Source organism: Burkholderia sola, from assembly GCF_905400185.1.
GTDB classification, from domain to species: Bacteria; Pseudomonadota; Gammaproteobacteria; order Burkholderiales; family Burkholderiaceae; genus Burkholderia; species Burkholderia sola.
The window spans coordinates 437,617-458,819 of sequence record NZ_FR989675.1 but is presented as its reverse complement, the minus strand read 5'-3'; the positions used below and the strand labels follow the sequence as shown (position 1 = coordinate 458,819).

The following is a 21,203-nucleotide window of genomic DNA, read 5'->3' as shown; positions in this document are numbered from 1 at the left end:
CCGCCCGGTTGAAATCCGCTATCATTTCGATCTAACGCCCCGCAAACGCAAGGTCAGTCATGGACACCCAACAACGTATCAAGCAAATCGTCGACGAAAACCAGGTCGTGCTCTTCATGAAGGGCAACGCGCAATTCCCGATGTGCGGCTTCTCGGGCCGCGCCGTGCAGGTGCTGAAGGCCTGCGGCGTCGACCAGTTCAAGACGGTCAACGTGCTCGAGGACGACGAAATCCGCCAGGGCATCAAGGCATTCTCGAACTGGCCGACCATCCCGCAGCTGTACGTGAAGGGCGAATTCATCGGCGGCTCGGACATCATGATGGAGATGTACCAGTCGGGCGAACTGCAGCAACTGTTCGCCGCCGCCTAACACGCGGCACCCGTCCCCTTTTCAATGGCATCTCCCAGCGCGCCGCCACGCCGGCTGATCGTCGCGATCACCGGCGCCACCGGCGCGATCTATGGTGTGCGGCTGCTCGACCTGCTGCGCGCCGCCGGCGGCGTCGAAACGCATCTGCTGATCTCGAACGCCGGCTGGCTCAACATCCAGCATGAACTGAAGCTGCCGAAGGCCGATGTCGAACGCCGTGCGGACGTCGTGCATTCGGTGCGCGACGTCGGCGCGACGATCGCGTCGGGCTCGTTCGCGACCGACGGCATGGTGATCGCGCCCTGCTCGATGAAGACGCTGGCGAGCGTCGCGCACGGGCTGTCCGACAACCTGATCACGCGCGCGGCCGACGTCACGCTGAAGGAACGCCGCCGTCTCGTGCTGATGGTGCGCGAAACGCCGTTCAACCTCGCGCATCTGCGCAACATGACCGCCGTCACCGAAATGGGCGGCATCGTCTTCCCGCCGCTGCCCGCGTTCTACGCGATGCCGAAGACGATCGAGGAACTCGTCGACCAGACCGTCACGCGCGTGCTCGACCTATTCGCGCTCAGCGCCCCGCTCACGACGCCGTGGGCCGGCATCCGGCACGCGCAGTAAGTCATCCTTCTGCGCGGATCTCCTTCTATTCGCACTGCAACTCCATCGATTTCTCACCTTCGGATGCGAATCCGCATTCGAGCGCCGGTCGTCGCCACGATTATCAACAAACAAGCGTCAATCAAATTCTCGGTCGCCGATTTATCAATGCACGGTACGCGCTTATAGTCACAGGCAACCCCTTTTGCAGGTCACCACCATGAACCGCTTGCCTTCGCTCTACCTGTCCCACGGCGCCCCGACACTGCCGATCGACCCGGCGCTGCCGTCCGGCGCGTTCACGCACCTCGGCGCCGAGTTGCCGCGCCCGCGCGCGGTGCTGATGCTGTCCGCGCACTGGGGCACGCAACAGCCGGTCGCGAGCGTCGCCGCGCATCCGGACACGATCCACGATTTCTACGGTTTCCCGCAGGCGCTGTACGACATCCGCTATCCGGCGCCGGGCGCACCGGACGTCGCCGAACGCGCGGCCGCGCTGCTGAACGCGGCCGGCATCGCGACCGCGACGACCGAACACGGGCTCGATCACGGCGCGTGGGTGCCGATGCTGCTGATGTTTCCGGAAGCCGACGTGCCGGTCGCGCAACTGTCGATCCAGCCGCGCGCGAACGCCGCGCATCACTTCGCGCTCGGCCGCGCGCTGCGGCCGCTGCGCGACGAAGGCGTGATGGTGATCGGCTCGGGCCAGATCACGCACAACCTGCGCGCCGCCGATTTCGGCGCGGCGCCCGAGGATGCGGACCCGCGCGTCGCCGAATTCACCGACTGGTTCGAGGCGAAACTCGCCGCGCGCGACGTCGATGCGCTGCTCGACTATCGCCGGCAGGCGCCGCACGCGGCGCTGATGCATCCGACCGACGAGCACCTGCTGCCGGTCTTCACGGCGCTCGGCGCGGCGGATGACGACTACCAGCTCGGCATCCAGTCGCTCGGCACGTACCAGCGCGTGCTTGCGATGACGAACTACGTGTTCGCGAACGCCGACGCCTGAACCCGGACGGCGGTGCAACCGCCGAGCCAGTCAGCAAAAAGCCCGCCCGAGCATCGCGCTCGGGCGGGCTTTTTTGCGCTGCATCCTGTCGCCGCCGAATCCGGCGACAGGTCACGCGTCAGACACCGACCCCTTCGAGGATCTCGTCGTGCGACTCGCGCTCGTCGAGATACTGGGTCCGGTAGCCGGTATTCACGCCCCAGAAGTAGAACACCAGCGAAATCGCCGCGACGATCAGCATGTCCCAGCCATACGGCAGGTAGCCATGACCGCCGAACTCCTTGCTGCCAATCAGCGACAGCACGGCCATCGTCGGCAAGTATGCGACCAGCCACCACGCGGCCTTCAGGTCGGCGCCCCAGCCGGTCCAGCCCGACTTCGCCTGGAAGTAGAAATACACCGGCAGCGCGACGATCATCAGCAGGATGATTTCGCCCGTCAGCGGCCACTTCGCCCAGTACAGGATCAGCGACGCGCATACGAACGCGAACGGCGCGATCAGCTTCATCAGCGGAATCGACAGCGGGCGCTCGATGTCGGTCGCCGAACGGCGCAGCGCCATCAGGCTGATCGGGCCGGTCAGGTACGAGATCACCGTCGCGACCGAGATCACCGCCGCGAGCGAGCTCCAGCCGCGGAAGAAGAACAGGAAGATGAACGACACGAGCAGGTTGAACCACATCGCCTGGCGCGGCACGCCGTAGATCGGGTGCACGTTGCCGAACATCTTCGGCATCGTGTTGTTGCGCTCCATCGCGTAGATCATGCGGGTGGTCGTCGCCATGTAGGTCGTGCCGGTGCCGCTCGGGCTGATGAACGCGTCGACGTACAGCAGGATCGCGAGCCAGTTCAGGTTCAGCGCGATCGCGAGCTCCGCGAACGGCGACGAGAAGTTGAAGTGCTCCCAGCCCTTCGCGACGTCGGCCGGGTTCACCGAACCGATATACGCCATTTGCAGCAGCACGTAGATCACGAGTGCGAGCAGGATCGACGTGATCACCGCGAACGGCACGCTGCGCGACGGATTGCGCGCTTCACCGGCCAGGTTCACCGGGCTCTGGAAGCCGTTGAACGCGAACACGATGCCGCTCGTCGCGACCGCGGTCAGCACGGCCGACCAGCCGTACGGCGCAAAGCTGGCATTGGATGCGGTGCCGAGGTTCTCCGAATGGAAGCTCGACAGCATCAGGCCGAGGATCGTGAGGCCGGGGATCAGGAACTTGAAGATCGTGATCGCGGTGTTCGCCCGCGCGAAGGCCTTGACGCCCCAGTAGTTCAGCATGAAGTAGACGACGACCAGCACGGCCGACAGCAGCAGCCCGAGCGTCTGTAATTCACCGTTCACGAACAGGGCGTGCGCCCACGGATACGGCCACGTGCTCATGTACTGGATCGATGCTTCGGCCTCGATCGGGATCACGGATACGATCGCGATCCAGTTGGCCCATGCGCTGATGAAGCCCACCAGCGAACCGTGCGAGTAGCGCGCGTAACGCACCATGCCACCCGATTCGGGGAACATCGCCCCCAGTTCCGCATACGTCAGCGCAATCGCGAGAATCACGACGGCGCCGATGATCCATGCGCAAATCGCCGCCGGACCGGCGATCTTCGCGGCCTTCCAGGCACCGAACAGCCAACCCGAGCCGATAATCGAACCCAGCCCCGTCAGCATCAATGCAAACGGGCCGATGTTCCGTTGAATAGAACTCTTCACATCCTCTCCTGTGTCTCAAAAAGCATGGTCGGCCTGCGATCCGGGATCGGCTCGGAGCGCGCCGCGCACGCATTCTTGGGGAGGAGGGTTACCCGATCGGGGCAACCCGTCCACGCGGCGCGTAGTTTAACGGTTGCACCTCGAACGTGGCGCCAAAATCGATCGCCCCCTACAAAAAATTCGCATCGCTTGCAAGCTTTGTAAACCAGATATCCGCAATAACCCTGAGAGCATGGGAATACGGTTGACCGTCAGAAGGATTAGCCGTATAAAGGACTTCGCAGGATTTCAAGCGGCGAGTGAATTGGTTCTTTCGTAGTTCGCCCATCAACGGTACTCCGGTTGGTCCTATTACCCCTTCCTTGATTTTCCGCACCCCATGGGCCTCGGCCCCGTTTTATTTTTTTAGGAACAAGTAACATGGCAACCGGTACCGTCAAGTGGTTCAATGACGCAAAGGGCTTCGGCTTCATCACCCCGGAAGGCGGCGGCGACGATCTGTTCGCGCACTTCTCGGAAATCCGCGTCGAAGGCTTCAAGACGCTGCAAGAAAACCAGAAGGTTGAATTCGAAGTGAAGACGGGCCCGAAGGGTCTGCAAGCTGCGAACATCCGTCCGGTCTAAGCTTGGCGCGATTATTCGTGTAAAAAAGCCCCGCTTCGGCGGGGCTTTTTGTTTTTGCGCGCCGGTCGTCCTACATGGTGGCGCATGGCGGCCCGTAGCCGCCCGCCGTTCAGCCGAACAGTCGCTGCGCGTGAATGCCGAGCCCCGTCGCGACACTCGCGAGGCGATCGCCGAACACCGGCTGCGCATCCGGGAACGCACCGGCGAGCGCGCCGGACAGGAATGCAAGCCCCGTCGAACCGCCGGTGAAATACAACGCACCGACGTCGCGCGGCGCCACGCCCGCGAGCCGCACCGTCTCGCGCGCGGCGTCGACGATGCGCGCGGTATCGTCGCGGCTCGCGTCGACGAGGCGATTCGCGTCGAATGCGATCAGCAGATCCTCTTCCACGTCGTTCAGGTCGATCATCGTCTCCCCGCCCGCCGCGACGCCGATCTTCGCTTCTTCCGCACGCGCCATCAGCGCGTGCCCGAGCCGCTGCTCGACCACGCTCGTGAGCCGGTCGTACTGCCGCACGTCCTGGTACAGGTGCTTCATCAGCTTCAGCTCGCCGACGCGCTTCGGCGTGTAGACGGTGTTGATCAGATGCCAGGTCGCGAGATCGAAGTAGATCTTGTTCGGCAGCTCGCGCCCTTCCGGGTCGAGCGAACGGTAGCCGAATGCGGGCAGGATCGCCGCCAGCTCGACACGCCGGTCGTAGTCGGTGCCCGCGACGTGCACGCCGTGGTGCGCCAGCACGTCGTCCTTGCGCTCGAGCCGCGCCATCCGCCCCGGGCCGACGCGCACCAGCGAGAAGTCGGACGTGCCGCCGCCGATGTCGGCGACCAGCACGAGACGCTCGGCCGGCTGGCGCGATTCGTAGTCGAATGCGGCGGCGATCGGTTCGTACTGGAAGTGAACGTCCGCGAAGCCGACCGATTGCGCGGCCGCCTCGAGCTGATCCTGGGCGAGACGGTCGGCGCGCGGATCGTCGTCGACGAAGAACACCGGCCGGCCAAGCACCGCGCGGCCGATCGGCGCGCCCGCACGCGCTTCGGCCTTGCGCTTCAGGTGCGTCAGAAAGCGCGCGATGATTTCGGTGTACGCGATCGCGCTGCCGTCGCCGAGATCGGTCGTCGTTTCCGCGAGCGGCGAGCCGAGGATGCTCTTCATCGAGCGCATCAGCCGGCCGTCGAAACCGTCGATATAGGAGGCCAGCGCCGCCCGGCCGTATTCGACCGTCTCTTCGTCGTTGTTGAAGAAGATCGCGGTGGGCAGCGTCAGGTGGTCGCCCTCGACGGGCGCGAGGCGCATGCCATCGCCGTCGGGCAGCGCCACGGCCGAATTGGACGTGCCGAAATCGATCGCGCAGTAAGTCATGGGAAATTGCCGCAGCAGGCCGGCGCGAAAACGGAAAGGACCGGCTTTTTAACATGAAGCCCGCGGGATCACAACCGGGGCCGGCCACCGGGGCCGCGCAACGGGCGCCGGTGGCGACGGCGCGCGGCGTGGCGCGCCGGAAACGGGCGCGGACAGGATGCGCGACGCAGCCTGCCCACCCGCGGGGTCAGGCCGCTGCGTCGAAGCTCTTCTTCCACGCACCCGCGTAGACGACTTCGCCGAGCGCGTGGCGCGTGCGCGGCGCCTTCTCGCGATCGCGCAGCACGGGATCGAGCTTGTCGACATTGCCGTAGTGGCCGAGCGAAATGATCGACACGATCGCGACATCCGCCGGAATCGCGAACGCGTCGCGGAATGCCTTCGCGTCGAACCCGCTCATCTGGTGCGCGGCGAGGCCGAGCGCGTGCGCCTGCAGCACCAGCGACATCGCGGCGGCGCCGGCGTCGTACAGCGCGGTCGGCGCCGGCTCGCCCTTCGGCGTCAGCGTGTGCGCGGTGACCGCGATCAGCACCGGCGCCGGTGCATTCCAGCCCTGGTTGAACGGCACCAGCGTCGCGAACGCGCGCTTGAACGCGTCTTCGTCCTGGGTGCGATCGAATACGATGAAACGCCACGGTTGCGCGTTGTACGCGGACGGGGCCCAGCGTGCCGCTTCGAGCACCGCGTGGAGATCGCCGGCGCTGACGGCTTCATCCGAATACGCGCGGGGGCTCCAGCGGCCCGCGATCAGATCGTGAATCGAAACAGTGGTGGGAGCAGGTTTGACGGACATGCGGTTCCTCGCTGACATCGATGAAGGGGCGCGAACGCCCGGCGAACCGCAAGCATACCCGCTTGAGCGACAGCGCGCCCGATCCTGCCGCGCTATGCAAATCGCCGCGCGTGCAATGGCCGGCCGCAGCGTGTGCGGCCGGCCGGTCCGCCGCGCTCAGGCCGCCTGCGCGGCCGCGCGCGACGGGCCGCGATTGATCCGCAGCACGATCAGCGCGCCGACGATACACAGCCCGCCCGAGATCATCGACGCGATCGTGTAGGTGCCGAGGCTCGCGCGCAGCAGCCCGGCGCCGAGCGCCGCGAACGCCGCGCCGAGCTGGTGGCCGGCGACGATCCAGCCGAACACGACCGGTGCGGCGGCCTTGCCGAACACGTCGGTAGCGAGCCGCACGGTGGGCGGCACGGTCGCGATCCAGTCGAGCCCGTAGAACATCGCGAACAGCGGCAGCCCGAAGAAATCGATCCCGAACGCATGCGGCAGGTAGATCAGCGACAGCCCGCGCAGCCCGTAGTACCAGAACAGCAGCACGCGGTTGTCGTAACGGTCGGACAACCATCCCGACAGCGTCGTGCCGAACAGGTCGAACACGCCCATCGCCGCGAGCAGCGACGCGCCCTGCACTTCGGTCATCCCGTAGTCGCTGCACATCGCGATCAGGTGCGTGCCGACATAGCCGTTGGTGCTCGCGCCGCAGATGAAGAAGCTGAAGAACAGCAGCCAGAAGTCGCGCGAACGGCTCGCCATCAGCAGCGTGCGGAACGCGACCGCGAGCGGATTCTCCTTCGTCGCATCGGGCGCCGCCGGCGTATCGGCCGGCTCGCCGTACGGGCGCAGCTTCACGTCGGCCGGCCGCTCGGGCAGCAGGAACGCGACCAGCGGAATCACGATCGCGGCCGCCACCGCGACGACCAGCACGACCGGCCGCCAGCCGTGGCGCTGCGCGATCGCCGCGAGCATCGGCAGGAACACGAGCTGGCCGGTGGCCGTGCTCGCGGTCAGGATCCCCATCACGAGGCCGCGCCGCGCATGGAACCAGCGCGTGACGAAGGTCGCGGACAGCGTCAGCGCGACGACGCCCGTCGAGCAGCCGACCATCAGCCCCCAGATCAGTACCATCTGCCAGCTCTGCGTCATCATCGACGACAGCGCGACGCCCGCGCTCATCGTCACGAGCGCGGTGAGGATCGTCGGACGCAGCCCGAAGCGCTGCATCGCGGCGGCCGCGAACGGGCCCGTCAGGCCGTACAACGCGATGTTCACCGAAATCGCCAGCGAAATCGCCGCGCGGCTCCAGCCGAGCTCGCGTTCGAGCGGCACCATCAGCACGCTCGGCGTCGCGCGCGTGCCGGCCGCCGCCAGCAGGATCAGGAATACCACCGCCGCCGCGAGCCATCCGTAATGGAAGCGCCCGCCGATTCGTGTCACTGCCCAGTTCATCTTCACGTTCTCCAGTTGGCGGTTCCGGCGCCATCGCACCACGCCGCCCCGACCAGGCCACCTCCGCCGCGCATTTCAACATCGGCTGACCCGGGCCGACGCTTGGCATTCGTCTGTCGATCCGGCCGCGATTGTTACCGACCGGTCACAACTGTGTTGCGATCGTAGTTACCAGTCGGTAACATGTCAAGCAATCCATTACGTAGTCGAGGGCCATCATGTCGGGCATCGAGGTCGCCAAACCGCTGGCGCGGCGCACGCGCCGGCCGATCGACGGCGCCACCGCGCAGGAGCATCTGCTGCGTGCCGCCGAGGAGCTGTTTTACAAGGAAGGGGTGCGCACGGTCGGCGTCGAGGCGGTGGTGGAACGCGCGGGCGTCAACAAGATGAGCCTGTACCGCCAGTTCTCGTCGAAGGACGAGCTGATCCTCGCGTATCTGGAACGGATGGACGCGTGCTTCTTCGAGCGGCTCGACACGAGCGCCGCGAAGCATCCGGGCCAGCCGAAGGCGCAGTTGATCCAGTACTTCGCCGATCTCGCCGAGCGCGCGACGCAAAAGGACTATCGCGGCTGCCCGTTCGTCAACGTCGCCGCCGAATTCCCGGATGCGTCGCACCCGGCGCGCGAACGCGTCGCGCAGAACAAGGAGCAGCTGATGAAACGGCTCGTCGCGCTGTGCGAAGGCGCCGGCGCGCGGCAGCCGAAGGCGCTCGCCGATGCGCTCGCGCTGGTGGTCGAAGGCATCTATGCGGCCAGCCAGACCTACCGGCATGGCGAAACGCCGATCGGCACCGCGCCCGCACTCGTCACGCAATTGATCGAGGCGGCCTGCGCGTGACGGGCCGCGCGCGTTCGTCCCCGGCGCGCCCGCTACAATGCGGCCCTCTTCGCCCTTCCGCCCGACTGGTATCACGATGACCGACACCCGCCCCGATTCGCACGACGACATCCTCGCCGCCACGCGGCACTGGCTCGCGCGCGCGGTGATCGGGCTCAATCTGTGCCCGTTCGCGAAAAGCGTCTACGTGAAGGAACAGGTGCGCTACGCGATCAGCGAAGCGACGACGCTGGAGGACGCGCTCGCCGAACTCGAAACCGAGCTGCGCGCGCTGGAAGCGGCGGACCCGCAGCAGGTCGATACGACGCTTGTGATCTACCCGCACGCGTTCGCCGATTTCGTCGACTACAACGATGCGCTGTTCTTCGCCGAGCGGCTCGTGCGGCAATTGCGGCTCGACGGCGTGCTGCAGATCGCGAGCTTCCATCCGCAATACCGGTTCGACGGCACCGAACCCGACGACATCGAGAACTACACGAACCGCGCACCGTATCCGATCCTGCACTTGCTGCGCGAGGACAGCATCGCACGCGCGGTCGACGCGTTCCCGGACGCGTCCGCGATCTACGAAAAGAATCAGGAAACGCTGCGCCGCCTCGGCCACGAAGGCTGGCGCGAATGGATGCGCCGGCCGGGCGACGACGTGTGATGCGGCGTGCCACGCGCGGCGCGGGCGCCATGCCCGCGCGACCGCGTCAGCCTTCGGCCGGCTCGACGGCGGCGTCGCCCGCCGCGGCGGCTTGCGCGACGAAGAAGCGCTCGTTCAGCTCGGCCAGCCCGAACATCGCGAGGATCTCGTTCAACCGCTCGCCCGGCTTGCGGCGCGGCAGGTTCTTGTACTGCGCGATGATCAGCTCGTTCTTCATCGAATGCTCCCAGCCGACGAGCTCGGTCACGCTGACCTGGTAGCCATGCGCCTCGAGCTGCAGGCAGCGCAGCACGTTGGTGATCTGGCTGCCGAATTCGCGCGTATGCAGCGGATGCCGCCACACCTCGGTCAGCGCATTCGCGAGCGACTTGCCCTTGTTCCTGCGCAGCACGCCCGCGACTTCCGCCTGGCAGCACGGCACCAGCACGATGTGCTGCGCGCGCTTCGCGAGCGCGAAGCGGATCGCGTCGTCGGTCGCCGTGTCGCACGCATGCAGCGCGGTGACGACGTCGACCGTGTCGGGCAGTTGCGGCGACGTGATCGAATCGGCGACCGACAGGTTCAGGAACGACATGCCGCCGAACCCGAGCCGCGCGGCAAGCTCGGTCGAGCGCGCGACGAGTTCTTCGCGCGTCTCGATGCCGTACACGTGCGACGCGAACGCCGGTGTGCCGTGCCCCGGCTGCTGCTTGAAGAACAGGTCGTACAGGATGAAACCGAGATACGACTTGCCGGCACCGTGATCGACGAGCGTCACGTGGCCCTTGTCGGCCTGCACGCCGGCGAGCAGCGGCTCGATGAACTGGAACAGGTGATAGACCTGCTTCAGCTTGCGGCGGCTGTCCTGGTTCAGCTTCCCGTCGCGGGTGAGGATGTGCAGTTCCTTCAGCAGCTCGACGGACTGCTCCGGGCGGATTTCGTGGGTCTTGTTCGACATCGTGAAGCGCCGCCGGGCCACGGTCGGTCGACCACGGCCCGGCGGCGGAAATTCGTGAGGAATGGCGGTAGTTTACCGAAAATACGCGGTCAGGCCCGGGCGCCCAGCCGCCACAGCGACGTGACCTCGGCGCGACGCGCCGCATGCAGCGGATCGTCGGCGTCTGTCGACTTCGGATGCGCGGGGCGGATGTCGTCGCGGCCGAGCACGACGAGACCGGCTTCGTCGATCCATTGCAGCAAGGTGTCGCGCGGCCGCAGCCCGAGATGCTCGGCGAAATCGGACAGGATCAACCAGCCCTCGCCGCCCGGCTCCAGATGCGCGGCCAGCCCCGCGAGGAAACCGCGCAGCATGCGGCTGTCCGGGTCGTAGACCGCGTATTCGATCGGCGCGCTCGGCCGGGCCGGCACCCATGGCGGGTTGCAGACCACGAGCGGCGCACGGCCGGTAGGAAACAGGTCGGCCTCGACGATCTCGACCTGGCCCGCATGGCCGAGCCGCGCGACGTTCTCGCGCGCGCAGGCGAGCGCGCGCGGATCCTGGTCGGTCGCGACGACGCGCTCGACGCCGCGCGACACGAGCACCGCCGCCAGCACGCCGGTGCCCGTGCCGATATCGAACGCGAGCGACGTCGCCGGCAGCGGCGCGCGCGCGACGAGCTCGACGTATTCGCCGCGCACCGGCGAGAACACGCCGTAGTGCGGATGGATCGGCGCGCCGCCGAGCGCCGGGATCGGCACGCCCTTCTTGCGCCACTCGTGCGCGCCGACGAGGCCGAGCAGTTCGCGCAGCGACACGACCGACGGCACACCGCCGGGGCCGTACGCCTCCTCGCAGGCCGCCCGCACGTCGGGCGCGCGGCGCAGCGGGATCGTGTAATCGGCGTCCAGCGGGATCAGCAGCATGCCGAGCGTGCGGGCGCGCTGCGATTGCGCGAGACGATGCAGGTTGAACGCATCGACGCCGGCCGCGGCTTTCGCCTTCTTCGGTTTGCGTTCGACACGGCGCGCCATCGCCTGCAGGAGCTGGCGCGCATTCTGGAAGTCGCCCTGCCAGACGAGCGCGGCGCCCTCGCAAGCGAGACGGTAGGCCGCATCGGCCGTGAGGCGGTCGTCGGCGGGCACCGCGCGCTTCGGCGGTTGCACGCCGGCTTCGGAACGCCAGCGCACGGCATGATCGACGCCGTCGGTGTCGGTCCAGTGGAAAAGGGGGAAATCGGTCACGCGAACTCGGTACGGTTGGCTTCAACGGCGGCGAGAATTCACCGCGCGGACCACACCATACCGCGCTTTGCCCGACCCGGCAAAACGGGCGCCGCGACGGCCGCCCGAAGGCATCCGCGCGGCGCCACCGTCAATCAGCCGAGATCGTAGGCTTCCGCAGTGGGCGCATCGCGCTTGACGGCCGCGATGCCGTTGTCGCGTGCCTGCGCGCTGCTGTACGTTTCGCTCGTGCCGATGACCTGGTGGTTCGCTGCCTTCAGGTTGAACATGGGCTCACCGTTGTGGGCGAGCTTGCGCTCGTAGCGCTCGTCGAGCGGCGCGTTTTCCCGCACGGACGCGATCCCGTTTCTCGCGCCGCTTTTCTCCTCGTACCGCTCGCTCGCGAGGATGATCTCGCCGTTCGCCGACTTCAGGTGGAAGTAGTACTGACCGTTCGTGGCCTTCTTGAGCTCGAATTTTGCCGCCATGGAATTCCCCTAAAAGAATGTCCGACCCTCGGACATCGACAAGTGTAAGGGGGCCCATCGACTAAAGTCGACATCTCGCGAAGATAAGCGTCAAAGACTGTCAAATGGTGAATTTTCCGACACATTTGGCCGCCGTTGAAGTCAGCCGAACGATCTATCCGCCCCACCCCGGCAGGGTCGGCAGGCGCAGCGTGCCCGCGTCGCTGAAGTGTACGGTGCCCAGCCCGCTGCCCGCGAGGCGGCCGCGCAGCGCATACGGCAGTTCGCCGTTCGCGGCCGCGCCGGGCAGGTTCCACGCCTGCCGCGCAGCCGCGAACGCCGACACCGAAACCGGCACGTCGAGCACGGCCTCGCCGAACCGCGGCACGGTGCCCGCCCGGTCGCTGACGCCGCTCGCGAACGGCGTGCCGTTCAGGTCGAGCGAGACCGAGATGCCGTCGTAGTCGATCGGCGCATCGGTCGGATTCTGCACGCGCAACTTCAGGCTGAAGCGCATCTCGAGACCCTGCCCGACGAGCGGGTCGAGCCCGGCGACCGACACGCGCACCGGCTCGCGCATGAGCCCCGCGCAACCGCCCAGCAGGAACCCGACGACGAACAGCAGCAGCACGGCGCGCAGCGGCGCGAGACGGGACTGGGTGCGTGGCATGGGAAGGTCTCCTCGCGGCAAGCGGTGAACGGGGCGCGTCGCTGCATTGTACCGACCGAGCCTGTACCGGCCGTGCCGCCCGTCACCGGATTTCGTAGTTTCCGCGGCAACGCAAGATCGTTAATAGATTAAAACTACGAAATTTCCGGCTAAACGGAAAGCGCATTAATGACTTCCAGCATTCAATGAAGCGCCCGGAATTCAATAGATGCTCTTTCTAAATTTTTCGTTTCCTTTACCCAAAACCATCAAGTATATTTACGCATCCTTGGAGCAAGCCGACAAACCTTGAAGCCGCATGACGGCGAATTTACGGGACGGCGACACGCTGTCCATCCGTCCTGCGGCCTGGCCCGGCCAGCCCCGTAGGTCGTCGGTTCAAAGGGATTGCGCGCCCGCGCCGGGCGCGCGGCCCCGTGTCGTGCGCGCGAAATCAATTCAGTACAACACGCGCCCGGCCATTTTGAACCGGCCAGTTAAACGACATCCGGAAATTCAGAGGGGGCAGTAAACCATGATTACCTTCACGTAGTCGGCCGCCGTCTTTTTCGAATAATCCGTCATTGGCATTTTTTCGCTGTTGATTAAACGGCGAGGGGATCGCTTTTGCCGGTGTTTTCGCAGCACTGAACGATTCATTCAACAATCGAGGTTTCAGTCATGTCGATTCATATTCGCAAGATGCGTTATCTGCCGCTCGTCGCCGCACTCGCGCTCGGCGGGTGCGGCGGCGACGACGGCGGTGCGGGCTCCGCTTCCGCGCTCAGCTCCGCCGGCGCGCCGCATACGGGCTCGTCGCCCGCCGTCACCGCGCCGCCGAGCGCATCCAACGTCGACAAGAGCGTCTCGCCTGTCGAATTGCCGGACACCGTGGTGCCTGTGAACTACCGGCTGTGGTTCCGCCCGAACGACGCGTTGAACGCGTTCGACGGCCGCGCCGACGTCGAGATCAAGGTGCTGAAGCCCGTCAACAACATCGTGATCGCCGGCCACCGGATCAAGTTCACCAACGGCCGCATCACGCTGCAGCCGGGCAACATCCAGCTGATCGCGACGCCGCAGGACAAGGGCGACTTCTATCAGCTGCGCCCCACTGCCGGCACGATCGCACCGGGCAACTATTCGCTGCACATGGAGTGGTCGGGCATCATCAACTTCAAGTCGTATGACGATCCGGTCAACCAGACGGGCGGCAGCTGCGGCGACGATCCGTACCCGGGCTGCTCGGCCGCGGAAGGCGTGTTCCGCGTCGACCTGAAGGGCACCGATGGCAAGACGAGCGGCGCGATCCTGACGCAGGGCGAAACCAACCTGTCGCGCCAGTGGTTCCCGGGCTGGGACGAGCCGGCGTTCCGCCCGACCTATGAAGTGACGGCCGAAGTGCCGCAGAACTGGCGCGTCGTGTCGAACGCGGCCGAGAAGCCGTCGACCAACGTCGGCGGCGGCTACAAGCTCGTGCAGTTCGAGAAGACCCCGCCGATGCCGTCGTACCTGCTGTTCTTCGGCGGCGGCCTGTTCGACACCTACGAGGACGACTTCACGAGCCCGCTGCCGGGCGGCAAGGGCGGCCTGCACCTGCGCGTGTTCACGCCGCCGGGCATGAGCGACTGGGCGAAGCCGGCGATGGACCGCACCAAGCAGGCGCTCGACTACTACTACCGCTACACGGGCATCCCGCTGCCGCTGACGAAGTTCGACACGGTGGCCGCGAACGACGCGTTCAAGGAGCAGAAGGACCTGAATTTCGGCGGAATGGAGAACTGGGGCTCGATCCTCGAATTCGCCGACGACATCCTGCCGCAGCCGGGCCAGCCGATGTCGCGCTACGGCAACGAAGTGCTGACGCACGAAGTGGCGCACCAGTGGTTCGGCGATCTCGTGACGACCGACTGGTGGGACAACGTGTGGCTCAACGAATCGTTCGCGACGTTCTTCGAGACGAAGACGACGATCCAGTTCTTCCCCGACGAGTTCAGCTGGCTCGACCAGGTGAAGAACAAGTATCGCGTGATCAATCGTGACATCGGCCCGAACGCGTTCCCGGTCGCGCCGAACTTCAACGACTGGGCGTCGAACGACTTCGTGCTGAGCGCGAGCGCGTTCACGTACGACAAGGGCGGCCACGTGCTGAAGACGCTCGAGAACTATCTCGGTGAGCAGACGCTGCGCAAGGGTCTCCAGCAGTACCTGGTCGACTACTCGTTCGGCAACGGGACGCCGAAGCGTCTGTGGGACGCGCTGTCGAAGGAAAGCGGCCAGTCGGTCGGCCCGATCGGCGACAGCTACGTGCGTCAGACCGGCGTGCCGCTGATCTCGCTCGACACGCAGTGCGACATGACGAAGAACCAGACGATCGTCACGCTGAAACAGCAGCCGTTCCCGAACAAGAACGCGTATCCGGGCCTGCAATGGACGGTGCCGATCACGCTCGCGTACGGCCAGGGTCTCGCGAAACGCACGACGCTCGCGCTGAAGGACACGCAGGCGCAGACGCGGATCGACGGCTGCACGGGCGTGGTCGCCGACCCGAGCGGTCTCGACTACTACGTCGTGAACTACAGCGACGCGGCGTGGAGCGGGCTGCTCACGCAGGTGAACGGCTCGACCGATCCGGTGCTGCTGGCAAACCTGAAGAGCGAAGCGGCGCTGCTCGTCGCGAACAACCTCGCGCCGGCTTCGCGCTCGACGTCGATCGGCTCGGTCGCTTCGCCGGCCGCGATGAAGCTGCGCCAGACGCCGACCTTCGGCGGCATCGAGCCGGTGACGAAGGAACGCCCGGCACGGCAATACCAGGGCCTCTTCAAGCCGCGCAAGGTAGTAACGCAGTAACGGTGCAGATCCGGCCGGCGCCGCGCGACCCGCGGCGCCGGCCGGCGTACCGGTTTCTCCGACCTGTTGACGGGCCTCGCATGCGAGGCCCTTTTTTCATGCGGCACGGCGTTCGCCGACCGTCACGCCCATGCGGCATCCCACGCCGGCTGCGCGAACCACGTGGCGAGGAACGCGACGAGCCGCGACGTGCGCGCACTGCCGCGCGGCTGCTGACGCAGCACGTGAATCGTCGCCGGCTCGGGCGCCGCCGCGTACTGCGGCAGCAGCGCGCGCAACCGTCCGTCGCGCAGCGCGTCCGCCACGAGCCAGGTCGGCAGGTGCGCGAGACCGAGCCCGTCGATCGCCGCCTCGAGCAACGCTTCCGAATGATTGCTGCGAAACCGCGGCTGCGCCGGCACGTGACGGCGCTCGCCGAAGCGCCATGCGCCGGGCGGCGGTGCGCCATGCCACGCGAGACAGTCGTGGCCGGCGAGCGCGTCGGGCGAGGCGGGCTCGCCGCGCCGGGCGAGGTAGGCCGCGCTCGCGCACAGCACGCGCCGCTGCGGCGCCAGCACCGTCGCGACGAAACGCGTGTCCTCGAGCGGGCCGATGCGCACCGCGAGATCGACGTCGGAGCCCAGCCGTGCGCCCTGCAGGTCGACCATGCTGTCGGTCAGCACGAGATCGACCTGCAGCGCCGGATGACGCTGCATGAACGCGGCCAGCGCAGCCATCAGGTGCCGCCGGCCGAACGGCGCCGGACAGTCGATGCGCAGCAGGCCGCCCGGTTCGTCGTGCTGGCTGTGCAGGTCTTCCTGTAGTCCGCGCAGTTCGGCCAGCATGCGGGCCGCGCGCCCATATAGAAGCTGCCCGGCCTCGGTCGGCCGCAGCGCGTGCGTGGTGCGATGCAGGAGCCGGATGCCGAGCTGCGTCTCGAGCCGGTCGATGCGCCGCGTGACCGACGACGCGGCGACGCCGAGCCGGCGCGCGGCCGCCGAGAAGCTCTGCTGATCGACCACGTCGACGAACAGCGCGAGGTGCGGGGAAAGGAAGTCGTCCATGCGGGGGCCTGCTGATTTGGCTATGCGGATAACGCAAAACAATCATCCACCTTTGCACGTTTCCGTGTCAAACCGGGCCCACTAGACTGCATTCACCGGTTTCATCCGCCGCACGCGCCGGCCCGCCGGGCCGGGCAGCCGCCATCTTCACGGAGATCATCATGCGCAGCATCCGCTTCGACACCCCCGCCGCCGACATCGAGTCGCTCGACGCGCGGGTCCGGGACATCGCCCCGCCCGTACCGGCCGACGGCCAGGTGCTGATCGAGGTGCGCGCGGCCGGCGTGAATCCGAGCGACGTGAAGGCCGCGCTCGGCCGCATGCCGCATGCGGTGTGGCCGCGCACACCAGGGCGCGACTGGGCCGGGATCGTGCGCAGCGGCCCCGACGACTGGATCGGCGCGCCGGTGTGGGGCTCGGGCGGCGATCTCGGCGTCGGGCGCGACGGTTCGCATGCGGAATGGCTCGTGCTGGACGCCGCGCACGTGCGTCGCAAGCCGGGCGTGCTGACGCTCGACGAGGCGGCCGGCGTCGGCGTGCCGTTCGTCACCGCGTACGAAGGCCTCCGTCGCGCCGGGATGCCGACGGCCGACGACGTCGTGCTCGTGTTCGGCGCGAACGGCAAGGTCGGTCAGGCCGCGATCCAGCTCTCCACCGCGCGCGGCGCGACCGTGATCGGCGTCGAGCGCGGGCCCGGCGACTATCGCGGTCACGCGTCGGGCGACGTCCACATGATCGACGCGTCGAGCCGCACGGTGGCCGACGCGGTGCGCGAGTTGACCGGCGGCCACGGCGCGGACGTCGTCTACAACACGGTCGGCAGCCCGTATTTCGACGCGGCGAACGCGTCGATGGCGATCGGCGCGCGGCAGATCTTCATCTCGACGATCGAGCGCAGCGTGCCGTTCGACATCTTTTCGTTCTATCGCGGCCAGCACACGTTCGTGGGCATCGATTCGCTGCAGCTCGGCGCGGCCGCGGTCGCGCAGATCCTCGACACGCTCGCGCCCGGCTTCGGCAACGGCACGCTGCGCCCGTTCCCGATCGGCGACGACCACGTGTACCCGCTCGAGCGTGCGCACGACGCGTATCGCGCGGTGCTGGCCGGCGCGCGCGAGCGCGTCATCCTCAAGCCCTGACGCCGGACCTACAGGAGACCGCCATGATGGATTACGTGACTTCGCTCGCGGTGGGCATCGGTGTCGGCGTGTTGTACGCGCTGCTGCACGTGCGCTCGCCGGCCCCGCCGCTCGTTGCGCTCGTCGGCCTGCTCGGGATGGTGATCGGCGAACGCGCGATCGCGCTGCTGCGTTGATGCGACGCCCGATGCCGCGCTAGCGATCGTCGCGGCGTCGGAACGCCCACCACGCGGCCAGCGCGGTGAAGCCGGCAACGAGCAGCACCATCAGCCAGAAGCCGTGCTTGTTCTCCGAGAACGGCACGCCGCCGACGTTCATCCCGAAGAAGCCCGCGACGATGTTGATCGGCAGCGCGATCACGGTGACGAGCGTCAGCGTGAACAGCGTCCGGTTGTTCTGCTCGTCGAGGCGCGAACCGATCTCTTCCTGCAGCAGCTTGATCCGCTCGTTGAGCCCCGCCAGATCGGCGAGCACCAGCGAGAATTCCTCGGTCGACTCGCGCAGCTCCTGCACGTCTTCCGTGTGCAGCCACGCGGGCGGCTTCGCGAGCAGCCGGAAGACCGAGCCGGGCTCCGGCGCGAGCATGCGCTGCAGGCGCGTCAGCGTGCGGCGCATCGCGCCGAGCTCGCTGCGGCTCGACGTGAGCCGCTGCGACAGGAAGCGATCCTCGATGCGGTCGACGTCGATGCTCGTGCGCCGCATGATCTGGATCAGCAGGTCGGCCTGATCGCGCAGCAGATGCACGAGCAGCTCCGCGGGCGAGCGGAACAGCTCGCCGTCGCGCACGGACGCGCGCAGCGTGTCGACCGAGCGCAGCGGCTTGAGCCGCGCGGTCACCATGATGCGCCGCTCGACGTGGACGAACAGCGTCGCGATCTCCGACGGCGTGAGCTCGAGATTGAACATCACGTCGTTGACGATCGCGCGCAACGCGCCGTCCTCCTGCTCGATGCGCGTCGAGCGCGAGCCTTCGTGCAGGAATTCGAAGAAGCTGTCGGGCAGCCCGAGATGCGTGCGCATCCAGCGCTCGCTCGCGCCGTGCGCGAGATTGAAATGCAGCCAGACGAAATCGCCCGATGCGGCCGCGCCGTGCTCGCGGCACGTGCGCAGCCACGCGGCGGCCGCGTCGGCATCGAGCAGCGCGCCGGCGCCGCCCGGAACGAAGCGGAATCCGCACACCATGCCGGACGTATCGGCGCCGTAAGTCTGTACGATCAGGTCCATCGTGTCGAAGGGGGTGCGGCGCGCGGCGCGCCGCACATCGCGGGTCGCGGACCCGCGCCGGGAAAAGAAAGGAAACGTATGCCCGACGGGCGTGACGCGTTCGTGACAGCGTCACGCGGCATCATACCGGCAGCTTCTCCGCGCCTCCGAAATCAACGCGCCGCCCGATGGGCGGCGCTGACAGGGAAGCATCGTGGCGTGCGCGACGCGCGTTACTGCCGCGTCTCCGACTGCGCGGCGCTCGGGCACGCGGGATCCTTGCCCCAGTGGCCGTCGCACACGCGCCAGCGGCACAGCTGATCCTCGAAGAAACCGCGCTCCGAACACTCCTTCACGCGCGTCCCCAGCGAGCCGCCGGTCGCGGCCGTCTTGGTCGGCACGGCCTGCGCCTTCTGGGCGGCGAGTTTCTTGTCGGCCGGCTTCGTGCGCGCGACGAGCGCGGCGAGCAGATCGGCATCCGGATCGTCCTTCGCGCCCGCCTTCGCGGTTCGGGTCGGCGCCGCTTCGCGGCGCTTCTTCGCCTGCGCGAGCTCGGCCTGCTGTTCCTTGCGATGCTTGCGGGCTTCGGCCTTCGTGTCGGCCTTCGCATCGGTCTTGCCGTGAGCCGCGGCCTTCGTGCTCTTCGACGCGTCGGCCTTCGCCGTCTTGGTCGTCGCCGCTGCCGCGGCAGCCGCCGTTGCGGCGACGCCGGCCGTGGCCGCCGCGCCCGAACCCTCGTCGGTGCCGTTGGCGAGCGCACGCGACAGGCGGCTGTTGTCCGCGGCGGAAGCGGATGCGGATGCAACGGTCTGGGACGCCGAATCGTCGTTGACGATCGTGGCCGGTTGCGCGGCCGGTGCAGCGGATGCGCCATTCTGCGCGACCTGCGCGGCGCCGCCGCTGGCCGGTGCGGCCTTGGCCGGCGCAGCCGCCGCCGGTGCCGGCGCGGCCGCGATCGCGGCAGGCTGCTCGCCCGGCGACTGCTGCATGCGCCACGCGCCCCAGCCGCCGACGGCCACGACCAACGCCACGACGGCGGCGATCGGCGCCTTCAGCGAACGGCGCGGCGGCTCGGCGGGCGGCGTGACACGCCCTTCCAGATCCGCGAGAATGCGCGACTGCCGAGGTCCTCCCTCGCCTGCCGGTTTAGTATCGGACAGCAGGCTGGGCGGAGTTTTCGAATTTGAATTTTCCGGCGCACTCATTCAGCGTCTCATTGAATCCTGGTTTAATTCACCGCGATAATATAGCCCGGCCTCTCGAAGCAGCCTGATTCTAAGAGCAAGCATTGCAAAACACAATCAATTCCAATTTCCGGGGATTTCGTTGATTGCCGTCGCACTCGTCGCCTATTTCGCCCTTGCCGTCGCCATCGCGGCACTGTTGCTTTTACCGGGTATCCGCGCGACCGTTTTCGAATCCGTGGCCCAGTTTCACGGCCGTCTCACGCGCCGTGCGAACGCTCGCGCCGCCCGCGCGCGGAGTCAGATTGTTAAATCGGCAAGCGTGACGCGCGGTGCATTTAGTGACGTGCAAAATTTACTGGTTCGGCGGCGCTTGATGATTATGGTGTCGGCAGGTATTCTTGCGACGCCGCCATTGGTGGCCATTGCGTTACGCGGTCGGCAATTATTTCAGTACGACGACACCGCGCGCGTGCCCGACGAGAAGATCGCCGCGCTGTTGCAGGGCGAACAACTCGTGCCGCCGCCGCCGTTGCCGCCGGAAGTCTTTGCCACGAAGGAAGTCGAACAGGTCCGCCCGGCGCTGAAGGACGCAAGCCGCGACTGGAACCTGCTGGACCCGGATTTCCGGACGCGTTTGCTGCTGGTCTACAAGATCATGCACGAACAACATGGTTATGAAATGGCGCTGCTGGAAGGCTACCGGAGCCCGGAACGACAGAACCGGCTTGCGCAGATGGGCACGAACGTGACCAATGCGGCGGCCTTCCAGAGTTATCACCAGTTCGGGCTGGCGGCCGACAACGCGTTCCTGCGCGACGGCAAGCTGGTCATTTCCGAGAAAGATCCGTGGGCGATGCGCGGCTACCAGTTGTACGGCCAGGTCGCCGAGCAAGTCGGCCTGACCTGGGGCGGCCGATGGAAAATGATGGATCTCGGGCACGTGGAATACCATAAACCCGGTTTTAAACTGGGACGCGGCAGCTAGTCAGCGCTGCCGGACAAGAAATAATGAGGGCGGCATGGGGCTTTTTAATCACCCGGCAGGAAACGATTTGGGCGGCGCAAACAATCGGGCATTCCGGTGCGCGATTTTTTCCGGCCGCCGCTTCCGTTTTAAATCT

22 protein-coding genes are annotated in these 21,203 nt (G+C 66.9%); 10 read left to right on the top strand and 12 right to left on the bottom strand.

The features are described from left to right. Positions 1-59: 59 nt before the first annotated feature. The 3 genes from grxD (at position 60) to KR541_RS02145 (ending at position 1,983) form a co-directional block, all read left to right on the top strand. On the top strand, positions 60-371 hold the full coding sequence (grxD, locus tag KR541_RS02155; protein ID WP_006477066.1) for a Grx4 family monothiol glutaredoxin: 312 nt from the start codon (positions 60-62) through the stop codon (positions 369-371). A 24-nt stretch (positions 372-395) separates the two neighbouring features. Beyond that, entirely contained in the window at positions 396-992 is a 597-nt protein-coding gene (locus KR541_RS02150) for a UbiX family flavin prenyltransferase (protein ID WP_050013078.1), read from the top strand. Positions 993-1,191: 199 nt separating this feature from the next. Continuing rightward, a complete protein-coding gene (locus KR541_RS02145; protein ID WP_050013079.1) occupies positions 1,192-1,983 on the top strand; it encodes a DODA-type extradiol aromatic ring-opening family dioxygenase in 792 nt (263 codons plus the stop codon). Positions 1,984-2,101: 118 nt separating this feature from the next. Here the strand turns inward: KR541_RS02145 and KR541_RS02140 are convergent, their stop codons facing one another. Then, the gene (locus KR541_RS02140) at positions 2,102-3,700 is read right to left on the bottom strand and encodes an APC family permease (RefSeq protein WP_050013080.1); all 1,599 of its coding nucleotides are present in this window, start codon (positions 3,698-3,700) and stop codon (positions 2,102-2,104) included. Between the two features lie 420 nt (positions 3,701-4,120). Here KR541_RS02140 and KR541_RS02135 point away from each other — a divergent pair, with 420 nt between their 5' ends. Beyond that, a complete protein-coding gene (locus KR541_RS02135; RefSeq protein ID WP_006477070.1) occupies positions 4,121-4,324 on the top strand; it encodes a cold-shock protein in 204 nt (67 codons plus the stop codon). Positions 4,325-4,433: 109 nt separating this feature from the next. Here the strand turns inward: KR541_RS02135 and KR541_RS02130 are convergent, their stop codons facing one another. The 3 genes from KR541_RS02130 to KR541_RS02120 form a co-directional block, all read right to left on the bottom strand. Continuing rightward, complete coding sequence (locus KR541_RS02130; protein ID WP_216089328.1) at positions 4,434-5,684, bottom strand: Hsp70 family protein; 1,251 nt, start codon at positions 5,682-5,684, stop codon at positions 4,434-4,436. A 187-nt stretch (positions 5,685-5,871) separates the two neighbouring features. After that, positions 5,872-6,477 carry a nitroreductase family protein gene (locus tag KR541_RS02125; RefSeq protein WP_069619473.1) on the bottom strand — a complete coding sequence of 202 codons (606 nt, stop codon included), beginning with the start codon at positions 6,475-6,477 and terminating at the stop codon, positions 5,872-5,874. 156 nt (positions 6,478-6,633) lie between these two features. Beyond that, on the bottom strand, positions 6,634-7,917 hold the full coding sequence (locus KR541_RS02120) for an MFS transporter (RefSeq protein ID WP_050013083.1): 1,284 nt from the start codon (positions 7,915-7,917) through the stop codon (positions 6,634-6,636). Positions 7,918-8,135: 218 nt separating this feature from the next. Here KR541_RS02120 and KR541_RS02115 point away from each other — a divergent pair, with 218 nt between their 5' ends. Both KR541_RS02115 and KR541_RS02110 read left to right on the top strand, forming a co-directional pair. Continuing rightward, positions 8,136-8,756, top strand: coding sequence for a TetR/AcrR family transcriptional regulator (locus KR541_RS02115; protein ID WP_050013084.1), 621 nt, complete (start codon positions 8,136-8,138; stop codon positions 8,754-8,756). A 76-nt stretch (positions 8,757-8,832) separates the two neighbouring features. Continuing rightward, complete coding sequence (locus KR541_RS02110) at positions 8,833-9,405, top strand: DUF1415 domain-containing protein (RefSeq protein WP_050013085.1); 573 nt, start codon at positions 8,833-8,835, stop codon at positions 9,403-9,405. 46 nt (positions 9,406-9,451) lie between these two features. On the opposite strand, the gene KR541_RS02105 is transcribed toward KR541_RS02110, so the two are convergent. From KR541_RS02105 to KR541_RS02085, 5 genes are all read right to left on the bottom strand, one after another. Beyond that, positions 9,452-10,342, bottom strand: coding sequence for a class I SAM-dependent methyltransferase (locus KR541_RS02105; RefSeq protein WP_050013175.1), 891 nt, complete (start codon positions 10,340-10,342; stop codon positions 9,452-9,454). 89 nt (positions 10,343-10,431) lie between these two features. Continuing rightward, a complete protein-coding gene (locus KR541_RS02100) occupies positions 10,432-11,565 on the bottom strand; it encodes a methyltransferase (protein WP_050013086.1) in 1,134 nt (377 codons plus the stop codon). A gap of 134 nt (positions 11,566-11,699) precedes the next feature. Then, a complete protein-coding gene (locus KR541_RS02095) occupies positions 11,700-12,032 on the bottom strand; it encodes a YegP family protein (protein WP_050013087.1) in 333 nt (110 codons plus the stop codon). A 154-nt stretch (positions 12,033-12,186) separates the two neighbouring features. Next, complete coding sequence (locus KR541_RS02090) at positions 12,187-12,681, bottom strand: LEA/WHy family protein (RefSeq protein WP_050013088.1); 495 nt, start codon at positions 12,679-12,681, stop codon at positions 12,187-12,189. Positions 12,682-13,114: 433 nt separating this feature from the next. Then, positions 13,115-13,324, bottom strand: a complete 210-nt coding sequence (locus KR541_RS02085) for a hypothetical protein (RefSeq protein WP_160300508.1) — start codon at positions 13,322-13,324, stop codon at positions 13,115-13,117. Between the two features lie 17 nt (positions 13,325-13,341). Between KR541_RS02085 and KR541_RS02080 the strand changes: the two genes are divergently transcribed. Further along, positions 13,342-15,510: a M1 family metallopeptidase gene (locus KR541_RS02080; protein ID WP_204383638.1), complete on the top strand. Its 2,169-nt coding sequence runs from the start codon at positions 13,342-13,344 to the stop codon at positions 15,508-15,510. A gap of 122 nt (positions 15,511-15,632) precedes the next feature. Here the strand turns inward: KR541_RS02080 and KR541_RS02075 are convergent, their stop codons facing one another. Next, a complete protein-coding gene (locus KR541_RS02075; protein WP_050013090.1) occupies positions 15,633-16,553 on the bottom strand; it encodes a LysR family transcriptional regulator in 921 nt (306 codons plus the stop codon). Positions 16,554-16,714: 161 nt separating this feature from the next. Here KR541_RS02075 and KR541_RS02070 point away from each other — a divergent pair, with 161 nt between their 5' ends. Both KR541_RS02070 and KR541_RS02065 read left to right on the top strand, forming a co-directional pair. After that, positions 16,715-17,692, top strand: coding sequence for a quinone oxidoreductase family protein (locus KR541_RS02070; RefSeq protein ID WP_050013091.1), 978 nt, complete (start codon positions 16,715-16,717; stop codon positions 17,690-17,692). 23 nt (positions 17,693-17,715) lie between these two features. Then, entirely contained in the window at positions 17,716-17,868 is a 153-nt protein-coding gene (locus KR541_RS02065) for a DUF1427 family protein (protein WP_080334215.1), read from the top strand. A gap of 19 nt (positions 17,869-17,887) precedes the next feature. Here the strand turns inward: KR541_RS02065 and KR541_RS02060 are convergent, their stop codons facing one another. Then, a complete protein-coding gene (locus KR541_RS02060) occupies positions 17,888-18,916 on the bottom strand; it encodes a transporter (RefSeq protein WP_050013092.1) in 1,029 nt (342 codons plus the stop codon). 212 nt (positions 18,917-19,128) lie between these two features. After that, a complete protein-coding gene (locus KR541_RS02055; RefSeq protein WP_050013093.1) occupies positions 19,129-20,100 on the bottom strand; it encodes a cell envelope integrity TolA family protein in 972 nt (323 codons plus the stop codon). 121 nt (positions 20,101-20,221) lie between these two features. Between KR541_RS02055 and KR541_RS02050 the strand changes: the two genes are divergently transcribed. Then, entirely contained in the window at positions 20,222-21,067 is an 846-nt protein-coding gene (locus tag KR541_RS02050) for a M15 family metallopeptidase (protein WP_050013094.1), read from the top strand. The last annotated feature ends 136 nt before the right edge of the window (positions 21,068-21,203 follow it).